Origin of the sequence: Bradyrhizobium manausense, from assembly GCF_018130615.1 — a bacterium.
GTDB lineage: Bacteria > Pseudomonadota > Alphaproteobacteria > Rhizobiales > Xanthobacteraceae > Bradyrhizobium > Bradyrhizobium manausense_A.
This window is the reverse complement of record NZ_JAFCKB010000001.1, coordinates 755,850-775,528: the sequence shown is the minus strand read 5'-3', so window position 1 is coordinate 775,528 and position 19,679 is coordinate 755,850. Positions and strand designations below refer to the sequence as shown.

Below are 19,679 nucleotides of genomic sequence, written 5' to 3'. Positions count from 1 at the left end.
TACGTCGCAAAATCAAGCGCGCGGGGTGGGACAACAGCTTCCTCCTCGCCCTGTTCGGTCATATGCGATAGCCCTGCCGCAGGCGGGGAGAGGCGAAGAGCTACATCCCGGGCCAGTCTTCCGCGGTGAGCGTGGCCGCATCGGCGCCGACGATTTCGGAGAGCGAGTCCCGCCCCGTACGCAGCAGCGTCGAGGTGAGGTCGCGCTTGATCTCGTCGACGAGGCCGAGGCCCTTGTAGACCAGCGACGAATAGAGCTGGATCAGGCTCGCGCCGGCACGGATCTTGGTCAGGGCCGCACCGCCAGAGTCGACACCACCGACACCGATCAGTGGGAACGCACCCTCGACGCGCACATAGGTCTCCGCGACCATGCGCGTCGACAGCCGGAACAGCGGTCGGCCGGACAGGCCGCCCTGCTCCTTCGCACGCATCTCGTCGCGCAGCGTGCTCGGCCGCGCGATCGTCGTATTCGACACGATCATGCCGTCGACCCGGCGCGAGCGCGCGACCTGCACGACGTCGTCGAGCTGAGCGAGGCTCAGATCCGGAGCGATCTTCAGCAGCACCGGGGTGTCGCCGGCCTTCTGCCTGACACGTTCGCGCGCATCGATCACGCGTCCGAGCAGATCGTCGAGCAACGCGCCCTCCTGCAGATTGCGCAGGCCCGGCGTATTGGGCGAGGAGACGTTGACGGTGAAATAGCTCGCGACCGGCGCAAAGGTCTCGATCAGCTTGACGTAATCGGCGACGCGATCCGGCGAATCCTTGTTGGCGCCGACATTGACGCCGACGATACCGCCGTTCTCGGCGCGCGCGGCAAGCCGGCGCAGCACGGCTTCCGCGCCGTCATTGTTGAAGCCCATACGGTTGATGACGGCCTCGTCCCGCTCCAGGCGAAACAGCCGCGGCCGCGGATTGCCTGCTTGCGGCTTCGGCGTCACCGAGCCGATCTCGACGAAGCCGAAGCCGAGCCGCAGCAGCGCGTCCGGCACTTCCGCGCTCTTGTCGAAGCCCGCGGCCATGCCGATCGGGTTGGGAAAGTTGAGTCCGAAGGCGCGCACCGCGAGTTTCGGATCGTCGGTGCGCGGCTTCACCGGTGGCAGGAAGCGAAGGCCCTGGATCGCGAGGCGGTGGGCGTCCTCCGGATCGAGCCAGCGCAGCACCGGCAGCGAGAAAGCATCGAAAGCGCGGATCACGGGGCAAGCTCCGGAACGTCGTGCCCGCCATCCGAGCGCATGTTGAGGTTCATCACCGAGAGCACCGCGCCGAGATCGAGCTCGCCATAGAGATGCGGAAACAGCTCCTCATTGCGCGAACGCTCCCAGCGCAATTCGCTGCCGAGCACGTCGCCGTCGACCTCGACCAGGAACAGCGCGCGCTGGCCGAAATAGTGCTTGCGCAGCGTCTCCGGAACCTGGGCGGCGGTCGAGAAATGGATGAATCCGTCGCGCGCATCATCTGCGCTGCCGCGGTAGACGCCCTGCCGTTCCGCCTCGCGCCAGGCCGAGGCCGGACAGATTTTGTAGATCTTGACCACCTGTTGCGGAGCCCTGTTTGCCACCGAGCTGCTCGTTGAGTCAGCTGCTTGAGTCTTTTGGGGTTTTTCATCCCGTCCGGGTCTCAAAACCCGGCGCGACCGTAAAGGCCGCCCTCCCTGAACTCAAGGCCTAGAGCCTTTTCCGTTCTGATGAAATCGGAACAGAGCTCCAGGTTCTTGTTTTGACGTGCTTTCTTGACGCGGACCGGTACCCGTTTCGCTCGAAAAGGCTTTACCGCGCGACCCCTTGCGCGAAAAACGGAAAACCGGTTGATTTGAGGACAGTTTTCCTGAGTTGCGACGGGCTGGACCTTCCCATGGTCAAACAGGCCAAAGCGCAGAGGATGCTGACCCACGACCAGATCTGGGGCGCGCTGGATCAATTGGCCGCGCGCGCCGGTCTGTCGCCGTCCGGCCTTGCCAAACGGGCCGGGCTCGACCCCACCACCTTCAACAAATCCAAGCGCGTCACCTCCGACGGCCGCGAACGCTGGCCCTCGACCGAATCGATCGCGAAGGCGCTGGCGGCTGCGGAATCGTCGATCGAGATCTTTGCCCGGATGATCGACAACGATGCCGGCAACGGTCGCTCTGTACCGCTGCTTGGCTTGGCACAGGCCGGCCTCAGCGGCGCCTTCGACGAGGCCGGCTTGCCGTCCGGCAAGGGCTGGACCGAGATCGCGCTGCCGACCACCGAGGACAGCCGCGCCTTTGCGCTGGAGATTTCCGGCGATGCGCTGCTACCTGCCTACCGCGACGGTGATGTCCTCCTGGTCTCGCCAGGCACCGCAATCCGCAAAGGCGATCGCGTGGTGCTGAAGACGAAGGCCGGCGACATAACGCTCGCCACGCTGAAGCGCCGCACCGCGAAGGCGCTGGAATTGCAGTCGCTCGATGCGGCGCATGGCGAGCGGACGGTGGCGGCGGGCGAGGTGGCGTGGATCGCAAGGATCGTGTGGGCGAGCCAGTGAGCTTGCCGTCGTCCTGGCGAAAGCCAGGACCCATTACCCCAAGGGCAAGCCGAAGCGATAGACGGCAACTCCGAGTCCCCGTAACCACATCCGACGGTGGCTATGGGTCCTGCCTTTCGCCAGGACGACGATGGGGAGGCATCGCGTTCGATAACTCCCCTCACGCACTCCGCGCCAGTGCACCGTCGATCATGTTGACGGCATTCTGCACGCCATACACCGCGACGAAGGAGCCGAAGCGCGGGCCCTTCTCCTGGCCGAGCAGCACCTGGTACAGCATGTTGAACCAGTCGAGCGTGACGCCGGGGCGGCCGTCCTTGCCCTTCTTGACCTGGTCGAGGAACGGCTCGCGGCGGCCGATCTCGTAGACGACGTTCTGGATGTCCTCAGCCGAAGCATCCTGCGGCAGCTGCGACAGCGCATCGCGCAGGTCCTGCAATGCGGCACGCTCGGTGTCCGTCGGCACGCGGAACTGCTTGGTCGGCGCGACGAAGTCGCGGTAGTAATTGATGGCATAACCGACCATCGCATCCAGCTTCGGGTGTGTCTGCGGGCTCACGCCCGGACGGTAGCGGCCGATGAAGCCCCACAGCGTCTCGGCATTTTCCGCGTTCGACGACGACACCAGCGTGAGCAGCAGCTGGAACGTGACGGGCATGTCGGCCTGCGGCGGATGGCCGGCATGGATGTGCCAGACCGGATTGCCGAGCTGCTGCTTGCCGTCCTGCTTGGCAAAGCCGTCAGTGAATTGCTGATAATCGTCGACCTGGCGCGGGATGACGTCGAAGAACAACCGCTTGGCCGCCTTCGGTTCGCGATACATGAACAGCGACAGCGATTCCGGCGAGGCATAGCGCAGCCATTCGTCGATGGTGAGGCCGTTGCCCTTCGACTTCGAGATCTTCTGCCCCTTCTCGTCGAGGAAGAGCTCATAGTTGAAGCCTTCGGGCGGCGTGCCGCCGAGCGCCCTAGCGATCGCGCCTGACAGCTTCACGGAGTCGATGAGATCCTTGCCGGCCATCTCATAGTCGACGCCGAGCGCAACCCAGCGCATCGCCCAATCGGCCTTCCACTGGCACTTGACATTGCCGCCGGTGACGGGCGTTTCGACTTCCTCGTTGGTGTCAGGGTCGACATAGGTGACCGTGCCGGCGGCGACGTCGCGGCGGATCATCGGCACTTGCAGCACGACACCCGTGGTCTTGCTGATCGGCAGGAACGGCGAATAGGTGGCGCGGCGATCGGGGCCGAGCGTCGGCAGGATGATGTCCATCACCTTGTCGTAGGCGGCGAGCATCTTGAGCAGCGTCGCGTCGAAGCGGCCCGACTTGTAATAGACGGTCGAGCTCGCGAACTCGTAGTCGAAGCCGAAATGATCCAGGAACGCGCGCAGGCGAGCGTTGTTGGCGTCACCGAACGACGGATGCTCGTTGGAGAACGGGTCGGGCACCGACGTGAGCGGCCGCCCCAGATATTGCGCCAGGAGATCCTTGTTCGGCACATTGTCCGGCACCTTGCGGAAGCCGTCCATGTCGTCGGAGAAGGCGAGCAGCCGCGTCTTGATCTTGTCCTCGGTGAGCACGCGGAAGGCGTGGCGCACCATCGAAGTGCGCGCGACCTCGCCGAACGTGCCGATATGCGGCAGGCCGGAGGGGCCGTAGCCGGTCTCGAACAGCACCTCGTCCTTCGGGCTCTTCTTCAGCCGCGCGACAATGGCCTTCGCCTGCTCGAACGGCCAGGCGTTGGATTGTTCGGCGAGCGCACGAAGATCGCTCGGGCTCATATTGGGGTCGATAACGGACATCAAGGGGCCTCCGGGCCGCGGAAAATAGCGATTTCCGGGCAGAATGCAAAAGTTGGCGCGGCTATTGCCGCTCTTACTCCCTCGCCCCGTTCTTACGGGGAGAGGGTTGGGGTGAGGGGCTGCTTCCGCGATCACGGTGAGAGTTGGACTCGCGGAGAGTCCCCCTCATCCGGATTGCATCTTCGATGCGATCCGGCCTCTCCCCGCAAGCGGGGAGAGGCGAAGAAGAAACTAAAACGGGCTCACCGAGAAATAGCGCAGCCACAGATCGGTGTAGCGGCCTTTCTCCCAGACGCGGAACAGGGCCCAGTTCAGGGCCTGGCGCAGCACGTCGTTGCCCTTGCGCACGGCAATGCCGATGCCTTCACCGAAGAAGCGGCTCTCGACGAAGGGACCGCCGGAGAAGGCGCAGCAATCGCCGGAATCGGTGCCGTTGATCCAGAACGCCAGCGAGATGGCGTCGCCGAAGATGAAATCGACCTCGCCCTTGCGGAGCGCGGCGCGCAAGCTCTCATCGTTGGGATAAGCGTGCAGCTCGGCGTCGGTGAACATCGCCTTGAGATAGGCCTCATGCGCGGAGCCCGCGATGACGCCGACCTTCTTGCCTTCGAGATATTCGGGCCGGATCTCCGGCATCACCGCATCCTTGCGCGAGGCGAAGCGCGCCGGCACGCGGTAATAGGGATCGGTGAAGTCGACGCGCGCGCGAAGCTGCGGGCTCACCGCCATCGAAGCGATGATGGCATCGCCCCGGTTCGAGCTGAGCGCATCGACCAGCGTCTCGAAGCGGCGCATCTGCACGGTGCAGGTGACCTTGATCTCCTCGCACAGGCTGCGTGCGAGATCGACGTTGAAGCCGGCCGGATTGCCGTCGGCACCGGTGTAGTTGAACGGCGGGTAGTCGGTCTCGGTCAGGAAGCGGATCACGGTCAGGCGCGACAGGTCCGGCCGCTCCGGGCGTCGCCGCGGGTCCCAGAAGCCGGGCACGGCCTGGGGCGCCGCCTGGGGCGCGACTTGCGGTGTGGCCTGAGGAGCCGCCGGAGGCTGCTTGGCCGGGATCTGGGCCTCGGCGCGGGGCAGACCTGCGAGCAGGCACGCGGCGACCGCGAGCCCCGTCAGCAGGCCACGGGCAGATTTGGACGATTTCGCCTGTTGCGATGGAGCCATCGGCCGGAAAGCAATGAATTCCGTTGGGATCGGAGGGCCTTATAGACCATCCGGCCGGGAACGCGAGCGGTGATTGTGGCCTGGCTGAAGGTGCGTTCCCTCGCCCGCCTGCGGGGGAGGTGAAACTCAGAGATACCGCTTCAAATCCGCCGCCGCTTCTTCCGGGGTTCGCTTCAGGTTGAACGGCGAGACGAAACGCCCGTCGCGGTCCATCAGGTAGATCAGCGCGGTGTGGTCCATGGTGTAGTCGCCGTCCTTGGTCGGGATCTTCTTGGCATAGACCCGATAGGAGAGGATCACCTTGGCGGTCTCGGCGGGGTCGCCGCTGAGGCCCTCGAGATGCGGATCGAAGCTCGAGAGATACTCCTTCATGGTCGCGGGCGTATCGCGCTCGGGATCGACCGAGATGAAGACCGCGTTGACCTTGTCCGCATCCTTGCCCATCGCGCGCAGCACCTCCGACATCTCGAACAGCGAGGTCGGGCAGACATCGGGGCAATGGGTGTAGCCGAAGAAGATCAGGGTCGGCTTGCCCTTGAGGCTCTTTTCGGTAACAGCCTTGCCGTTCTGGTCGGTGAGCTGGAACGGACCGCCGATCGCGGCCGGCTGCGCCACCTTGCTGACCCCGCCCATGGCCCAGAACACCACCAGCAGACCGACGACGAGGCTTGCGGCGAAGGCGGTCGCGATCACCAGCGGACGGGCAGCGGAGCTCATGAGCGGAAAACTTCCTGTCGCGGATCAGAAGCAGGCGGCGAAGCCGGTCCTGATCATTTCGAAGAACACCTGGGTGCCGTAGTGGAACCAGAGCGCGAGCGCGCTGATCACCATCAGCCCGCCAACGCCCGCGCCGGCCCAAAGCAGCACGGACGGCGCACGACCGGCAGTGGGCGAATTGTCCGATACAGGATGTGCCGGATGCACGGATTGAGCCATGACAATGACCGGAGCGAAGGTCCCGGGTTCCCGGTGCTCAGATAGGCTCTGGCCCGCCCGGGGGCAAGGCGCCTCCGGCGGACCGGAACGATCCCGCCAGGCCGAGGAGGCCCGGCCCGGGGATGTCAGTGCAGGAGCTGTCCGCGGGCCGATTCGAGCTGATCTGCCTGCGGCAGCGGCCGGCGCGACGGCTTGATGGTCGAGGCCTGCGCATCGAGGTAGCAGGGCTTGTACATGGCCTGGAGCTGCTTGCCCTTCAGGAACAGCATGTGCGGCGTGAGGCCGCCGCGCTGCGTGATCCAGCGCTTCACCTGCGAGGGATACATCGCATAGAGCATCTGGGTCGCTTCGGGATTGGTGACGGCGCGGCCATTGGCGCCGAAATCCCAGGCGGCGTGGAAGCCGAGCGTCGCGCTCGAGGTCACGCAGATGCGGTCGTGCGGAATGGCGCCGAGCACGATGGTGCAGGCGGAAGCGCAGAGGCCGTCGATGATGACGGTGTCACCGGACTGGCGCAGGTCCTGGTACTTGTCGACGTAGGTTCCGATCCGGCCACCGCGATCATCCGCGATTCGAACCACCGCGTGGGAAGTCCCCATGCAAGCGATCAAGAGGACCGCCGCAAGCAACCCCGTCAGAAACTTCATTGTTCCCCGCCCCAGTCGTTTTCGAATCTGCGTGTCAGGTGCTGATGCGCGCCTAGCGTCGGTCGACTCTGCGGTTTTGTCTAGGCACGCCGGCTCACTCAAAACAAATTCAAATCCAGTGTTGCGTCCACGCTGCACCCGGCCGGCCTCAATCCCAATGTGGAACAAGTTAACGATGTCTTACGCGACAAGCCCTTGATCTCAGTTAGAACCGCTGGCTTCAATCCGGGCAACTACAGGGGGAACTGATGGCCGGGCATTCGACTGAGCAGGCCGACGTCATTGTCGTCGGCGGAGGACTATCGGGACTGGTGGCGGCGACCGAGATTGCCGACGCCGGCAAGCGCGTCGTCATCGTAGACCAGGAGGGCGAGCAGTCGCTCGGCGGCCAGGCATTCTGGTCGTTCGGCGGATTGTTCCTGGTTGATTCGCCGGAGCAGCGCCGGCTCGGCATCAAGGACTCCTTCGACCTCGCGATGCAGGACTGGCTCGGCACCGCCGGCTTCGACCGCGACGAGGATTTTTGGCCGCGCAAATGGGCCGAGGCCTATGTCGGCTTCGCCGCCGGCGAGAAGCGCGACTGGCTGCGCGCGATGGGCCACCGCATCTTCCCCGTGGTCGGCTGGGCCGAGCGGGGCGGCTACGACGCGATGGGCCACGGCAATTCGGTGCCGCGCTTTCACGTCACCTGGGGCACCGGCCCCGGCATCGTCGAGCCGTTCGAGCGCCGCGCGCGCGAGGCCGCGAGGAGCGGCCGGCTGATCTTCAAGTTCCGCCATCGCGTCGATGCACTCTCCATCACCAACGGGACGGTGGACGGCGTCAGCGGCGCGATCCTTGCCCCTGACAACGTCGAGCGCGGCAAGAGCTCGTCGCGCACCGTCGTCGGCGAGTTTGCGTTGAAGGCGCAGGCCGTGATCGTCGCGTCCGGCGGCATCGGCGGCAATCATGACCTGGTGCGGGCAAACTGGCCCAAGCGGCTCGGCGAGCCGCCCAAGTTCATGATCTCCGGCGTGCCCGAGCATGTCGACGGCCGCATGATCGGCATCACCGAAAAGACCGGCGCGCGGCTGATCAACCGCGACCGCATGTGGCACTATGTCGAGGGCATCCAGAACTGGAATCCAATCTGGCCGCGCCACGGCATCCGCATTCTCCCCGGCCCGTCCTCGATGTGGTTCGACGCCACGGGCACGCGGCTGCCGGCGCCGCTGTTCCCCGGCTCCGACACGCTCGGCCAGCTCAAATACATCATGTCCACCGGCTATGATTATTCCTGGTTCATCCTGACGCAGGCCATCATCAAGAAGGAGTTTGCGCTGTCGGGCTCGGAGCAGAATCCGGACCTCACGGGAAAAAGCTGGCGCATGACCTTGCGCCGCGCCACCAACAAGGGCGCGCCGGCGCCGGTGGAGGCGTTCAAGAGCCATGGTGTCGACTTCATCGTGCGCGACAAGATCGAAGACCTCGTCGCAGCCATGAACAAGCTCGCCGGCAACGATCTGCTCAAGCTCGACGAGATCAGGATGCAGATCGAGGCGCGCGACCGCGAAATCGCCAACCCCTACGTCAAGGATGTGCAGGTGATGAATATTCACAATGCGCGACGCTACATCGGCGACAAGCTGATCCGCACGGCCTCGCCGCATCGCATCCTCGATCCCGCGAAGGGACCGCTGATCGCGGTCAAGCTCAACATCCTCACCCGCAAGACGCTGGGCGGCTTCGAGACCGATCTCGACTCGCGCGTATTCGGCAGCGAGGGGCAGATCATTCCCGGGCTCTACGCGGTCGGCGAAGCCGCAGGCTTCGGCGGCGGCGGCGTGCACGGCTATCGTTCGCTGGAGGGCACCTTTCTCGGCGGCTGCCTGTTCTCGGGCCGCAATGCGGGCCGCGCCGCGGCGAAAGCGGTGGGGTAGATCATGCCGCGGTGGTTGCGCATCGGCGTAGTCGTTGCAGCGCTCGCTGCCTGCACCCACTCGGCCGGCGCCGACACGATCGACGTCAACGGCGTGATGCGCTCCTACACCGTGCAATTGCCGGCAAAGAAGCCGTCGCCCCTCGTGATCGTGCTCCATGGCAAGACCCAGCGCGGCGCCGATATGGTCGCGCGCACGGCGTGGCCGCAAGTGGCAAAGCGCGAAGGATTTGCGGCGGTCTTTCCTGACGGACTCAACCATGCCTGGGCCGACGCGCGGACCAAGGCGGGACCCGCGCTGCGTGGCCCTCCTCCGGGCACCGACGACGTCGCCTTCATCGCCAAGCTGGTCGAGAAACTGGTTGCAAACGGTACGGCCGACCCTCACCGCGTCTATGTCGCCGGCATCTCCAATGGCGGCGCCATGGCGATGACCCTCCTCTGCGCCCGCGCCGATTTGTTTGCCGCCGGGGCAAGCGTGATCATGAATCTGACCGACGAGGCCGCGGTGACCTGCCATCCGTCGCGGCCGCTGCCGATGCTGCTCATGAACGGCACCGCGGACCCGCTGGTGCCCTACGAGGGCGGGCACGGATCGAGCTACTTTGCCGCAGATGGCTTCTGGTCGACCGAGGAGACGCTGGCCTTCTGGCGCAAGCTCAACGGCTGCGAGATCGATGACGCCGATGTGGCTGATTTACCCGACAAGACGTCGATGGACCAATCCGCGGTCACGCGGATCTCATCGCGCTGCCCGAAAGGCCATGACGTCGTGCTCTATCGCATCAATCATGGCGGCCACCGCATGCCGGGCTTCGCTGCTGATGCGCGTTTCCCGAAAATCGCAACGCGTCTGCTGGGGCCGCAGAACAGCGACATCGACGGCGCCGAGACGATCTGGTCGTTTTTCAGTCGGTTTCGATGAAGAAGAATATGCATTGCCGGCTACGCATGCGTGAACGGCAAAGCCTGCGTGCCTGGGGTGGCACAGTGCGAGATGCTGCGCTAGACAGGGTCGCCATTCCCTTAAGGAGATCCCGTAAATGAGCATTCAGCGTTTTGAAACCGGCCCGCGCATGAGCCAGGTCGTCGTGCACGGCAACACCGTCTATCTCGCCGGCGTCGTCGCCAGCAACGCGGCTGGCGAAAGCGTGACCAAGCAGACCCAGGACATCCTGAAGACCATCGACGGCCATCTCGCAAAGGCCGGCACCGACAAGTCGAAGCTGCTGTCGGCAACCATCTACATCACCGACATGAAGACGTTCCAGGAAATGAACGCCGTGTGGGACGGCTGGGTGTCGCCCGGCAACACCCCGGCCCGCGCCACCGTCGAAGCCAAGCTCGCGGCGCCGCAGTACACCGTCGAGATCATGGTGACCGCGGCGAAGTAATTCGCGCAGCATCACATGCGACCGGAGCGCGATGAGACCATCATCGCGCTCTTTTTCATGGATGCATGATCTCCGAGGTAATCGATTCCCGCGCGCGAACCTTCGATAGTGACGGCCAGCCGAACCACGGCGCCACCGAAGGAGAGCACATGACCGACCACGTCACCATCGCCCGCCGCTACATTGATCTCTGGAACGAGCGCGCGGCCGGCCGCCGGCGCGAACTGCTCGGCGAGAACTGGACGGCCGATGCGAGCTATGTCGATCCCCTGATGAAGGGCGATGGCCGGGACGGCATCGACGTACTCATCGCCGGCGTGCAGCAGCGCTTCCCGGATTTCAAGTTCAGCCTGATCGGCGAGCCCAACGGCTATGGCGACCATGTGCGCTTCAGCTGGGGTCTCGGTCCCGAAGGTGTCGACAGCCCGATCAAGGGGACCGATTTCGCCGTGCTGAAGGACGGGCGGATCAAGAGCATCACGGGATTTTTGGATCAGGTGCCCGCGGGCGCGTGAGCCGCGAGCGCCACCACAAACGCCGCCGTCGTTCCGGCCTGTGCCGGGACGACACCTGTTGTTAGGCGCGCGCTCGGCTTACTCCGCCAGCCGATACGCAGCCTTCGCATTCACCCCAAATGCCTTCGCGCGCACGGTCGTACCTAACTTCGCCAGGCACGCCTCAAGCGCGCTCTTGATCTCGCCATAGCTGCCCGCCAGGAGGCACACCGGCCAATCCGAGCCGAAGATCATGCGATCATCGCCAAAGCACTTCGCGACATGCGCAACGAACGGAAACAGCCGCTCGGCGTCCCAATCGCTCCATTTCGCCTCCGTCGCGAGCCCTGAGACCTTGCACCAGACATTGCCACAAGCCGCGAGCGCTGCGATGCGATCGGACCATTCGGCGCAGCCGCCCTCGGCGATCGGCGGCTTTGCGGCGTGGTCGAGCACGAAGCGGGCTTGCGGAAAGGCTTTTGCGGTTGCGATCGCAGCGGGGAGCTCGCGGGTGCGGACGAGGAAGTCGTAGGTGAGATCATGGGCGAACAGCGTTGCCAGTCCCCGCTGAACATCGGCGCGCAACAGCCAGTCGGCATCGGCCTCATCGTGGACCTGGTGGCGGATGCCGACCAGCTTGGCGCCGCCGGGCAGCGCCCGCAGGCGACCGAGCGTGTCACCGAGCGATGCATCAGTCAGATCGGCCCAGCCGACGACACCGATGACGGAGGGCGTGGCGTGCGCGATCCGCAAGAACTCCTCAGTCTCCGCGACCGAGGAGCGGCATTGCACCACGATGCTGGCATCGATGCCATTCGCTTTCAACAGCGGCGCCAGATCGGCAGGGCCGAAGGCACGACGGATCGGCGCGAGCTCGGGCGCCGCCATCCACGGATAGTCAGCGCGCGCGGGATCCCAGAAATGCTGGTGAGCGTCGATCACCATGTCTCACGCTCCGCCCGGCAGCGGCGCTCGCGCGTCGACGAGGTTTTTAGCGCGCAGCTCCTGCCAGAAGGCTTGCGGTACCGCGCGCTTGGACATCGCGATGTTGTCGGCGACCTCGGCGGCGTTGCGGGCACCCATCACGGCCACCGTCACGGCCGGATGGGCCATGCAGAACTGGAGCGCGGCGGCCTTCAGCTCGGTGCCATGCTTGCGGCAGAGCTCATCGAGCGCGAGCGCGCGCGCAACGAGCGCAGCGTCGGCGTCCTCATAGTTGAACTTCGCGCCCGCATGCGGATTGGCCAGAATGCCACTGTTGTAGATGCCGCCGAGCAGGATGCCGATGTTCCTGGCAGCGCAGACCGGAAACAACGCTTCGAGCGCGCCCTGGTCGAGCAGCGTGTAACGGCCGGCGAGCAGGAAGCAGTCGACCGGTACGGCTTCGGCGAAACGCGTCAGCATCTCGGACTGGTTCATGCCGGAGCCGATCGCCTTCACGGTGCCGTCGTCGCGCAGTCGCATCAGCGCGCGGAAAGCGCCGCTGACGGCGTCGTCATAGTGATCATCGGGATCATGCACGAGCAGAACATCGACGCGGTCGAGCCCGAGGCGGTCGAGGCTCTCTTCGACCGATCGCATCACCCCGTCATAGCTGAAATCGAATTGCGGCCGCAACGCAGGCGCGTCCTTGTAATGATCATCCTCGACCGTCGCGCCACCGGGCGCGCGCAGCAGTCGGCCGACCTTGGTCGAGATCGCATAGGAGTCGCGCTTCTGTTGCCGCAGGAAGGCACCCAGTCGTTGTTCCGCCAGTCCAAAGCCGTAAAGCGGCGCGGTATCGTAGAAGCGGATGCCGGCCGACCAACCGGCCGCGAGTGTCGCTTCCGCATCCGCATCGCTGACCGCCGAGAACAGTCCGCCGAGTGGCGCCGAACCAAGGCCAATCGACGTGACATCGAGACCGTCAGCAAGCCGGGTACGCTTCATTGTAAGCTCCTTCCAAAAGCAGCACTCCCTCCCCCGCGGGCGGAGGAGGGAGTGTAGCGCAGGAACGTCGGGGCTGGCAGACGTTCCTGCTTGATGGCCCTACTTCAGGAGCTGAGCAACGTTGTCCTTCGTCACCAGATCGAGACCGGTGTAGATGGTTTCCGGAACCTTCTGGCCCTTCTTGATGGCCAGCAACGTGTCCATCGACTTCTCACCCATTTCGAACGGGCGCTGGCCGGTGAGCGCGTTGGAGTAGCCGTCGCGCAGCAACTCGAGCTGCATCTTCAGCGTATCGGCGACGACGAGCGTCAGCTTGCCGCTGTCGATGTCCTTCTTGTTCTTGTTGACGAAGGCCTTGAAGCCCTCCGGCGCGAACATCGGCCAGCCGCCGACCGGCACGATCGCGGCGAGATCCGGCGTCGCGGTACGCAGATCCGTCATTTGCTGGACCGCAAGCGTGGAATCGTCGTTGCAGAAGGTCGGCGAGCCCTGGACCTCGACCCACTTCGAGCCCTTGAGTGCTTCGCGAACGCCATCGACGCGTTCGGCGAGGTTCTTCGCACCCGGACCACCGGAGACCATGGCGTACTTGCCGCCCTCGGGCCGGAGCTGCAGCAATTGCTTGCCGAGCGCGACGCCGAAGTCCTTGTTGTTGGTGCCGATATAGGCTTGCCGCTTGGAGCCCGGCGCGTCCGCGTCAAACGTGATCACCGGGATGCCGGCCGCGGTCGCAGCCTCAATCGACTTGGTCATGGACGCGACGTCGGCAACCGAGATCGCAAGCCCATCCACCTTCTGGGTGATGAAGTCCTGGATGATCTGCGCCTGCGTCGCCGGTTCGTGCTCGATCGGCCCCTTGTAGATGCACTCGACGTTGCCGAGCTCCTTGGCGCGCTTCATGCAGCCGTCACGCGCCACGTCGAAGAACGGATTGTTCATCGCCTTGGGAACGACGGCGAACTTGTAGGTCTGGGCAAATGCCGGGGTCGCCATCATCGCGATGGTCACGCCGGCCAACAGAAGCTTCTTCATACCATTCCCTCCACACTTTGTTGCCTATCCATTTGTGATGTGATGCTCCGGCAGGCGGATAGACGATCTTTCGTTGTCCTTCCGGAGTAACTCGTCAGGTCATGCGCGAGCGGATGCGATCGACCAGCACGGCAAGGATGATGATCACGCCCACCAGCGTCTGCTGCCAGTAGGAATTGACCTGCGCGAGCACGAGGCCGTTGCGGATCACCTCCAGCAGCACGCAGCCGACGATGGCGCCCAGGGGACCACCGAGGCCGCCGGCGAGGTTGGCGCCGCCGATGACCGCGGCGGCAATGACGTTGAGCTCGTAGGACGTCGCCATATTCGCGGGCGCGGATCCCAGCCAGCCCGAGATGATGATGCCTTGCAGGCCTGCGGCGAGCGCGCAGATCACATAGACCTCGATCTTCACGCGCACGACCGGGATACCGGTCAATTCCGCCGCCTTCTCATTACCGCCAAGCGCGAAGACGTGGCGGCCGAAGCTGGTGTGATGCAGCACGACCGCCATCACAACCGCGAGGATCACCAGATAGATGAAGGGCGCGGGAACGCCGAGCACATCACCCGAGGTCAACGCGTAGAACAGATCGGCATCGGGCCCGCCTGGAAAGCTGCCACGGCCGTTCGAGACCACATAAGCGAGCCCGCGCACAATCGAGAGCATGCCGAGCGTGGTGACGAAGGGCGACAGCCCGAGCACCGCGATGCAGAAGCCGTTGATCATCCCGACGATGAACGCGACGAACAGGCCTGCGAGCACCGAGATCAGCAGGATCAATCCGGGCACGTTGGCGACGGCCGTCTTGCCATCGGCGGCCAGATGGACGAAGGACGATCCCGGCGCCGACAGTTCCACCATGACCATGGAGGTGATCATCGCGGAAAAACACATCATCGAGCCGACGGAGAGATCAATGCCGCCGGTGATGATGACGAACGTGATTCCGAGCGTGGCGATGGCGATGAAAGAAAAGTTCTTCGCCACGTTCTGCATGTTGCCTTCGGTGAAGAAATAGGGGCTGGCAAAACGCATCACGATCATCAGCACCACAAGCGCCAGCAGGACGTAACCGGTCTGCGAGGCAAAGATGCCGCGATGCCACCATTTGGTGCGACCGACATTGGTGAAAGAGATCGGGTTTTCCATGGGTACGGACATCACGCCGCCTCCTTCGCGCCGGTGATCAGGGCGGTGACTTCCTCGGGGGACGTCTCGTGGATCGGCTTGTCGGCCCGCTTCTCGCCGCGGCGCATGACGATCACGCGGTCGCATACCGCGAATACGTCGGGCATACGGTGGGAGATCAGCATCACGGCAACACCCTGCTCCTTCAGCCGGTGGATCAGGCCGAGCACCTGCTCCACCTGGCGTACGGAAATCGCGGCCGTCGGCTCGTCCATCATCACGAGCTTGGCGTTGGACAGTCGCGTGCGGGCGATCGCCACGGCCTGGCGCTGGCCGCCGGACATCTGCTTGACCAGATCATGCGGCCGGGTCTCCGAGCGCAGCTCGCCGAACAATTCCAGCGCGCGTGACGCCATCGCCTTGTGATCGAGCAGCGCAACGGGTCCGAATTTGCGCTTGAGCTCGCGGCCGAGAAAGACGTTCGCAGCCGCCGTCAGATTGTCGGCGAGCGCGAGATCCTGGTAGACGACCTCGATGCCGACCGCGCGGGCATCGATCGGACGGTAGAAATGGACCGCGTTGCCGTCGAAGCGGATTTCGCCGTGGGTGGGACGGAAATTGCCGGCGATGATCTTGACCAGCGTCGACTTGCCGGCGCCGTTGTCACCCATCAGGCCGACCACTTCGCCCGGACGCACATGCAGATCGACGTCGTGCAGCGCGCGGATGGCGCCGAACTCCTTGCCGATGCCGGAGAGCTCTAGAACCGGTGTTGCAGCACTTGTCATCATCGACCTCAGAGGTAGCGGTTGACCAGCGATTCCAGGTATTCCTGCCGTCCCGAGCGCGGCTGCGGGTCGAAGCCCGGATCCTGCGCGCGATCGGCGAGATCGGCAAGCGAACGCTGGCCGGCGAGAATGGCCCGGCCCTCAGGCCCGGCCCATCCCTCGTAGCGCGAAGCCAGCGGCGTCGTGAGGGCACCGGCATCGAGCATGTCGGCCGCAGCGAGGAACGCCCGCGCGCAGGCATCCATCGAGCCGACATGGGCATGGATGAGGTCATCCGGATCGATCGACTGGCGGCGGATCTTTGCGTCGAAATTGAGCCCGCCCGAGGTGAAGCCGCCGCGGTTCAGGATCTCGTGGAACACCAGCGCCAGCTCGCCCACATTCATCGCGAACTGGTCGGTGTCCCAGCCGAGCAGATCGTCGCCGCGGTTGATGTCGAGCGAGCCGAACACACCGAGCGCCTCAGCGAGCGCGACCTCGTGATGGAAGGAATGGCCGGCGAGGATAGCGTGGTTCTGCTCGATGTTGAGCTTGACGTCCTTGAGCAGATCGTAGCGCGCGAGGAAGCCGTAGCAGGTGGCGACGTCGAAATCATATTGATGCTTGGTCGGCTCTTTCGGCTTCGGCTCGATCAGGATCGGACCCTTGAAGCCGATCTTGTGCTTGTGCTCGACCACCAGCGACACGAAGCGGCCGAGCTGGTCGAGCTCGCGCTTGAGATCGGTGTTGAGCAGAGTCTCATAGCCCTCGCGGCCGCCCCAGAGCACATAGTTCTGACCACCGAGCCGATGCGTCACCTCCAACGCGGCACGGACCTGGCCGGCAGCATAGGTGAAGATTTCAGGATCCGGATTGGTCGCAGCGCCCGCCATGTAGCGGCGATGCGTGAACAGGTTTGCGGTCCCCCAGAGCAGGCGGACCTTGGCTGATGCCATCTTGGCTTCGAAGACATCGGCGATTGCGTTGAGATTGGCGACAGACTCGCTGAGCGAAGCGCCTTCCGGCGCGGCGTCGACATCGTGGAAGGTAAAGAAGGGCACATCCAGCAGGCGGAACAGCTCGAAGGCGACATCGGCCTTGGCGCGCGCCATCGCCATCGGATCGGAGCCGTGGTGCCAGGGCCGCATGAACGTCTCGCCGCCGAAGGGATCGCCGCCCGGCCAGCACAGGGAATGCCAGTAGCAGACCGCAAAGCGTAAGTGATCTTCCAGTCTGCGGCCGTGAACCATGCGGTCCTTGTCGTACCAGCGGAAGGCGAGTCCATTTCCAACATCCTTGCCGGCAAAGGCGACGGGTGCGCTTGCATCGAAGAATTTGGCTGACGCGTTCACTTAAGTAGACTCCTTCAATGCGGGATAAAGATTGCGCCAGCTGCGATAGGCCTCGTCATAGGCGGGCGCGGCGGATGCGCGGGGCATGAAACTGGCGAGCCGTCGCGGACGGGTGCACACTTGCGCCGGATCTTCGCCGGTGGCCGCAAGCCGGCCGAGCCGCGCGGCGCCGAGCGCCGCACCGACCTCGCCCTCCTCGACACGGTGCACGACAATGCCGAGCACATCGGCGCAGATCTGCGCCCAAAGTGGCGAGCGCGAGCCGCCGCCGACGAGATCGAGCTCGGCAATCGGCCCGCTCGCCGCGCTCAGCGCCGCGAGATTGTCGCGCGCGGCAAAGGCGACGCCTTCGAGCACGGCCTGGACGATCTGGCTGCGGCTGGTCGCACCGCGCAAGCCGACGAAGGCGCCGCTCGCCGTTGCGTCGTTGTGCGGCGTGCGCTCGCCGTCGAGATAGGGCAGGAACTTGACCGGGCTCGGTCCGTCGACGTGCTCGCCGAGCGACGCCAGCAGCGTCGCGGCAGGCACCTCCATCACGCCCGCAAGCCAGGCGAGCGAGGCCGCCGCCGACAGCATCACGCCCATCTGGTGCCAGAGACCCGGCAACGCATGGCAGAACGCATGCACCGCCGAAGCCGGCGCCGGTGCAAAGCGGTCGGTGACGCGGAATACCACGCCGGAGGTGCCGAGCGACAGGAAGGCATCGCCGGGTGCGATCGCGCCGAGCCCGACCGCGCTCGCGGCGTTATCACCGGCGCCGCCGGCGATCACGACGTCCTTCGCCATACCCCAGCGCTGCGCGAATTCGGGGGCGAGCACGGCGCTCACCGCGCTGCCTTCGACGAGCCGCGGCATGTGATGCAGGTCGAGGCCGGTGGCATGCAGCAGTTCTGCCGACCAGCTGCGCCGGCCGACGTCGAGCCACAGCGTGCCGGCGGCGTCCGACATGTCTTCGGCCATCTCGCCGGTGAGGCGATAGCGCACATAGGCTTTCGGCAGCAGTACCTTTGCTACGCGCTTGAAAATATCGGGTTCATGCCGCGCGACCCAGAGCAGCTTCGGCGCGGTGAAGCCGGGCATCGCCAGATTGCCGGCGATGGCGTGCAGCGAGGGACAGCGGCGCTCGAGCTCGACGCATTCGGCATGCGAACGGCCATCGTTCCAGAGGATCGCGGGCCGCAACGGGCGGCCGTCCGCATCGAGCAGCGTCGCGCCATGCATCTGGCCCGACAGTCCGATGCCGCGCACGCCGGCAACATTACGCGGATGAGCGGCGGCGAGATCGTCGACTGCGCCGATCGATGCATCGACCCAGGCGTCGGGATCCTGCTCGGACCACAGCGGCGCGGGATGCGACAGCGCAAGCTCGCGCGCCGCCGTCGCGATAACCGCGCCGGCTTCGTTCACGAGCACCGCCTTCACACCGGACGTGCCGATATCCAGTCCGAGATACAATTCGTCCTCCCTTGCTGGCCCGGCTGGCGATCTCCGTCGCCTGTTTCGCGGACCGTCCTCCTTTTGCGCCGCTGCTACGGCAGATTGTCCCGCATCAAGATATCGATGCGAATCTTCTCCTGTTCACTCAAGATCGGCTCGTTACGCGCAAGCGACAGCAGCACGCGCACGGCGGCGCGCGCCTCATGGCCCGGGTTCTGCGAGATCGCGACATCCAGCGTGCCCTGCAGCAGCAGTTTTCGCGTCATCGCCGTGAGATCGTGGGCGATGAACACGATCTGCTTGTCGCGACCGGCCTCGGTCAGGGCCTTGGCCACGCCTTGCGTGCCGGCGCCGACATTGTAGAGACCGATGATGTCAGGATGCTCGCCGAGCAGCTGCGATATCAGCTGCTCGGAGCGATCGTCCTCGTCGCGCCCCTCGAGCAGAGGCAGGATGTCGAGATGCGAAAACTCCGACGCCATCACCTGATTGAAGCCAAAAATGCGCTCGGCATGGTCGCGCAGGCTCTGCGAGCCCGCGATGATCGCGATCTTCCCCGGACTTGAGCCATATCCCGGGCGGACAAGACGACCGATCAGAGCGCCGGCAGTGCGGCCGGCGGCGATGTTGTCGATGCCGACATAATGGTGGCGGCGCGACGACGGCACGTCCGAGACCAGCGTCACCACCTTGCCGCCGGCATCGACGAGATCGTTGATGGCGGCACGCACGCTCGGATGGTCGAGCGCGACGACGGCGACGCCATCATAATTGCCGCCGGCGAGCTCCTCCAGCGAGGCCGCCAGCACGGACGGGTCGAACACGTCGGTGATGACCATCTCGATCGAAAGGCGGCGGGCGGAGAGCCACGCCGACATCTCGCTGAGATAGGCCTGGATCTGCTGCATGAAGGGATTCGACCCCAACGGCATCACGAAGGCGAAGCGGCGGGCGCGGCCGCGGGCGAGCTCGGCGGCCGCCACATGCGGCTGGAAGGAATTGCGCGCGATCGTCTCCTGGACGCGCCGGACCGTGTCCGGCCGCACACCGGGGCGGTTGTGCAGGACACGGTCGACCGTGGCGAGGCTGACACCGGCCTCGCGGGCGATGTCCTTCAGCGTCAGCGCGGCGGAAACGGTGTCTTCGGCCATGCCTGAAGG

Annotated in this window: 20 protein-coding genes; 5 read left to right on the top strand and 15 right to left on the bottom strand. The window is 65.0% G+C overall.

Annotation, left to right across the window (positions count from 1 at the left end; genetic code table 11):
* Positions 1–100: 100 nt before the first annotated feature.
* Both JQ587_RS03640 and JQ587_RS03635 read right to left on the bottom strand, forming a co-directional pair.
* Positions 101–1,198, bottom strand: coding sequence for a quinone-dependent dihydroorotate dehydrogenase (locus JQ587_RS03640; protein WP_212302790.1), 1,098 nt, complete (start codon positions 1,196–1,198; stop codon positions 101–103).
* Positions 1,195–1,539: a DUF952 domain-containing protein gene (locus tag JQ587_RS03635; protein WP_212302901.1), complete on the bottom strand. Its 345-nt coding sequence runs from the start codon at positions 1,537–1,539 to the stop codon at positions 1,195–1,197. Before JQ587_RS03635 ends, JQ587_RS03640 begins: the two co-directional genes overlap by 4 nt.
* Positions 1,540–1,856: 317 nt before the next feature.
* On the opposite strand from JQ587_RS03635, the gene JQ587_RS03630 reads away from it, so the two are divergent.
* A complete protein-coding gene (locus tag JQ587_RS03630) occupies positions 1,857–2,510 on the top strand; it encodes a S24 family peptidase (protein WP_212302792.1) in 654 nt (217 codons plus the stop codon).
* Positions 2,511–2,670: 160 nt separating this feature from the next.
* On the opposite strand, the gene JQ587_RS03625 is transcribed toward JQ587_RS03630, so the two are convergent.
* The 5 genes from JQ587_RS03625 to JQ587_RS03605 form a co-directional block, all read right to left on the bottom strand.
* Positions 2,671–4,314, bottom strand: coding sequence for a lysine--tRNA ligase (locus tag JQ587_RS03625; RefSeq protein WP_212424424.1), 1,644 nt, complete (start codon positions 4,312–4,314; stop codon positions 2,671–2,673).
* 231 nt (positions 4,315–4,545) lie between these two features.
* Positions 4,546–5,481, bottom strand: coding sequence for an ABC transporter substrate-binding protein (locus JQ587_RS03620; protein WP_212302795.1), 936 nt, complete (start codon positions 5,479–5,481; stop codon positions 4,546–4,548).
* 126 nt (positions 5,482–5,607) lie between these two features.
* The gene (locus JQ587_RS03615; RefSeq protein ID WP_212424423.1) at positions 5,608–6,198 is read right to left on the bottom strand and encodes an SCO family protein; all 591 of its coding nucleotides are present in this window, start codon (positions 6,196–6,198) and stop codon (positions 5,608–5,610) included.
* Between the two features lie 24 nt (positions 6,199–6,222).
* Positions 6,223–6,417 carry a hypothetical protein gene (locus JQ587_RS03610; protein ID WP_212424422.1) on the bottom strand — a complete coding sequence of 65 codons (195 nt, stop codon included), beginning with the start codon at positions 6,415–6,417 and terminating at the stop codon, positions 6,223–6,225.
* A gap of 125 nt (positions 6,418–6,542) precedes the next feature.
* Positions 6,543–7,064, bottom strand: a complete 522-nt coding sequence (locus tag JQ587_RS03605; protein ID WP_212302805.1) for a hypothetical protein — start codon at positions 7,062–7,064, stop codon at positions 6,543–6,545.
* 248 nt (positions 7,065–7,312) lie between these two features.
* On the opposite strand from JQ587_RS03605, the gene JQ587_RS03600 reads away from it, so the two are divergent.
* The 4 genes from JQ587_RS03600 to JQ587_RS03585 all read left to right on the top strand — a co-directional run bounded on the left by JQ587_RS03600 (position 7,313) and on the right by JQ587_RS03585 (position 10,891).
* Entirely contained in the window at positions 7,313–8,983 is a 1,671-nt protein-coding gene (locus tag JQ587_RS03600) for an FAD-binding dehydrogenase (RefSeq protein ID WP_212424421.1), read from the top strand.
* A 3-nt stretch (positions 8,984–8,986) separates the two neighbouring features.
* A complete protein-coding gene (locus JQ587_RS03595; protein WP_212424420.1) occupies positions 8,987–9,907 on the top strand; it encodes a CE1 family esterase in 921 nt (306 codons plus the stop codon).
* A 118-nt stretch (positions 9,908–10,025) separates the two neighbouring features.
* Positions 10,026–10,376 carry a RidA family protein gene (locus tag JQ587_RS03590; RefSeq protein ID WP_092289080.1) on the top strand — a complete coding sequence of 117 codons (351 nt, stop codon included), beginning with the start codon at positions 10,026–10,028 and terminating at the stop codon, positions 10,374–10,376.
* Positions 10,377–10,525: 149 nt separating this feature from the next.
* A complete protein-coding gene (locus tag JQ587_RS03585; RefSeq protein ID WP_212424419.1) occupies positions 10,526–10,891 on the top strand; it encodes a nuclear transport factor 2 family protein in 366 nt (121 codons plus the stop codon).
* Between the two features lie 78 nt (positions 10,892–10,969).
* On the opposite strand, the gene JQ587_RS03580 is transcribed toward JQ587_RS03585, so the two are convergent.
* The 8 genes from JQ587_RS03580 to JQ587_RS03545 form a co-directional block, all read right to left on the bottom strand.
* The gene (locus JQ587_RS03580) at positions 10,970–11,815 is read right to left on the bottom strand and encodes an amidohydrolase family protein (RefSeq protein ID WP_212424418.1); all 846 of its coding nucleotides are present in this window, start codon (positions 11,813–11,815) and stop codon (positions 10,970–10,972) included.
* A 3-nt stretch (positions 11,816–11,818) separates the two neighbouring features.
* Entirely contained in the window at positions 11,819–12,799 is a 981-nt protein-coding gene (locus JQ587_RS03575; RefSeq protein WP_212302813.1) for an aldo/keto reductase, read from the bottom strand.
* A 99-nt stretch (positions 12,800–12,898) separates the two neighbouring features.
* Positions 12,899–13,831: a sugar-binding protein gene (locus JQ587_RS03570; RefSeq protein ID WP_212302814.1), complete on the bottom strand. Its 933-nt coding sequence runs from the start codon at positions 13,829–13,831 to the stop codon at positions 12,899–12,901.
* A 94-nt stretch (positions 13,832–13,925) separates the two neighbouring features.
* Positions 13,926–14,996, bottom strand: coding sequence for an ABC transporter permease (locus tag JQ587_RS03565; RefSeq protein ID WP_212302816.1), 1,071 nt, complete (start codon positions 14,994–14,996; stop codon positions 13,926–13,928).
* Positions 14,996–15,754 (bottom strand): ATP-binding cassette domain-containing protein, encoded by a 759-nt coding sequence (locus JQ587_RS03560; protein ID WP_212302818.1) that lies wholly within the window; start codon positions 15,752–15,754, stop codon positions 14,996–14,998. Before JQ587_RS03560 ends, JQ587_RS03565 begins: the two co-directional genes overlap by 1 nt.
* Before the next feature lie 5 nt (positions 15,755–15,759).
* Positions 15,760–17,082, bottom strand: coding sequence for a xylose isomerase (gene xylA / locus JQ587_RS03555; RefSeq protein ID WP_212424417.1), 1,323 nt, complete (start codon positions 17,080–17,082; stop codon positions 15,760–15,762).
* The gene (gene xylB, locus JQ587_RS03550; protein WP_212424416.1) at positions 17,083–18,537 is read right to left on the bottom strand and encodes a xylulokinase; all 1,455 of its coding nucleotides are present in this window, start codon (positions 18,535–18,537) and stop codon (positions 17,083–17,085) included.
* A gap of 74 nt (positions 18,538–18,611) precedes the next feature.
* Positions 18,612–19,670, bottom strand: a complete 1,059-nt coding sequence (locus tag JQ587_RS03545; RefSeq protein ID WP_212302823.1) for a LacI family DNA-binding transcriptional regulator — start codon at positions 19,668–19,670, stop codon at positions 18,612–18,614.
* Between the last annotated feature and the right edge of the window lie 9 nt (positions 19,671–19,679).

Coding starts and splice junctions, on each gene's coding strand:
- JQ587_RS03585 (WP_212424419.1), top strand. CDS start 10,526: ATGACCGACCACGTCACCATCGCCCGCCGCTACATTGATCTCTGGAAC.
- JQ587_RS03565 (WP_212302816.1), bottom strand. CDS start 14,996: ATGTCCGTACCCATGGAAAACCCGATCTCTTTCACCAATGTCGGTCGC.
- JQ587_RS03595 (WP_212424420.1), top strand. CDS start 8,987: ATGCCGCGGTGGTTGCGCATCGGCGTAGTCGTTGCAGCGCTCGCTGCC.
- JQ587_RS03610 (WP_212424422.1), bottom strand. CDS start 6,417: ATGGCTCAATCCGTGCATCCGGCACATCCTGTATCGGACAATTCGCCC.
- JQ587_RS03600 (WP_212424421.1), top strand. CDS start 7,313: ATGGCCGGGCATTCGACTGAGCAGGCCGACGTCATTGTCGTCGGCGGA.
- JQ587_RS03630 (WP_212302792.1), top strand. CDS start 1,857: ATGGTCAAACAGGCCAAAGCGCAGAGGATGCTGACCCACGACCAGATC.
- JQ587_RS03615 (WP_212424423.1), bottom strand. CDS start 6,198: ATGAGCTCCGCTGCCCGTCCGCTGGTGATCGCGACCGCCTTCGCCGCA.
- JQ587_RS03545 (WP_212302823.1), bottom strand. CDS start 19,670: ATGGCCGAAGACACCGTTTCCGCCGCGCTGACGCTGAAGGACATCGCC.
- JQ587_RS03620 (WP_212302795.1), bottom strand. CDS start 5,481: ATGGCTCCATCGCAACAGGCGAAATCGTCCAAATCTGCCCGTGGCCTG.
- JQ587_RS03580 (WP_212424418.1), bottom strand. CDS start 11,815: ATGGTGATCGACGCTCACCAGCATTTCTGGGATCCCGCGCGCGCTGAC.
- JQ587_RS03590 (WP_092289080.1), top strand. CDS start 10,026: ATGAGCATTCAGCGTTTTGAAACCGGCCCGCGCATGAGCCAGGTCGTC.
- JQ587_RS03575 (WP_212302813.1), bottom strand. CDS start 12,799: ATGAAGCGTACCCGGCTTGCTGACGGTCTCGATGTCACGTCGATTGGC.
- JQ587_RS03625 (WP_212424424.1), bottom strand. CDS start 4,314: ATGTCCGTTATCGACCCCAATATGAGCCCGAGCGATCTTCGTGCGCTC.
- JQ587_RS03605 (WP_212302805.1), bottom strand. CDS start 7,064: ATGAAGTTTCTGACGGGGTTGCTTGCGGCGGTCCTCTTGATCGCTTGC.
- JQ587_RS03570 (WP_212302814.1), bottom strand. CDS start 13,831: ATGAAGAAGCTTCTGTTGGCCGGCGTGACCATCGCGATGATGGCGACC.
- JQ587_RS03560 (WP_212302818.1), bottom strand. CDS start 15,754: ATGATGACAAGTGCTGCAACACCGGTTCTAGAGCTCTCCGGCATCGGC.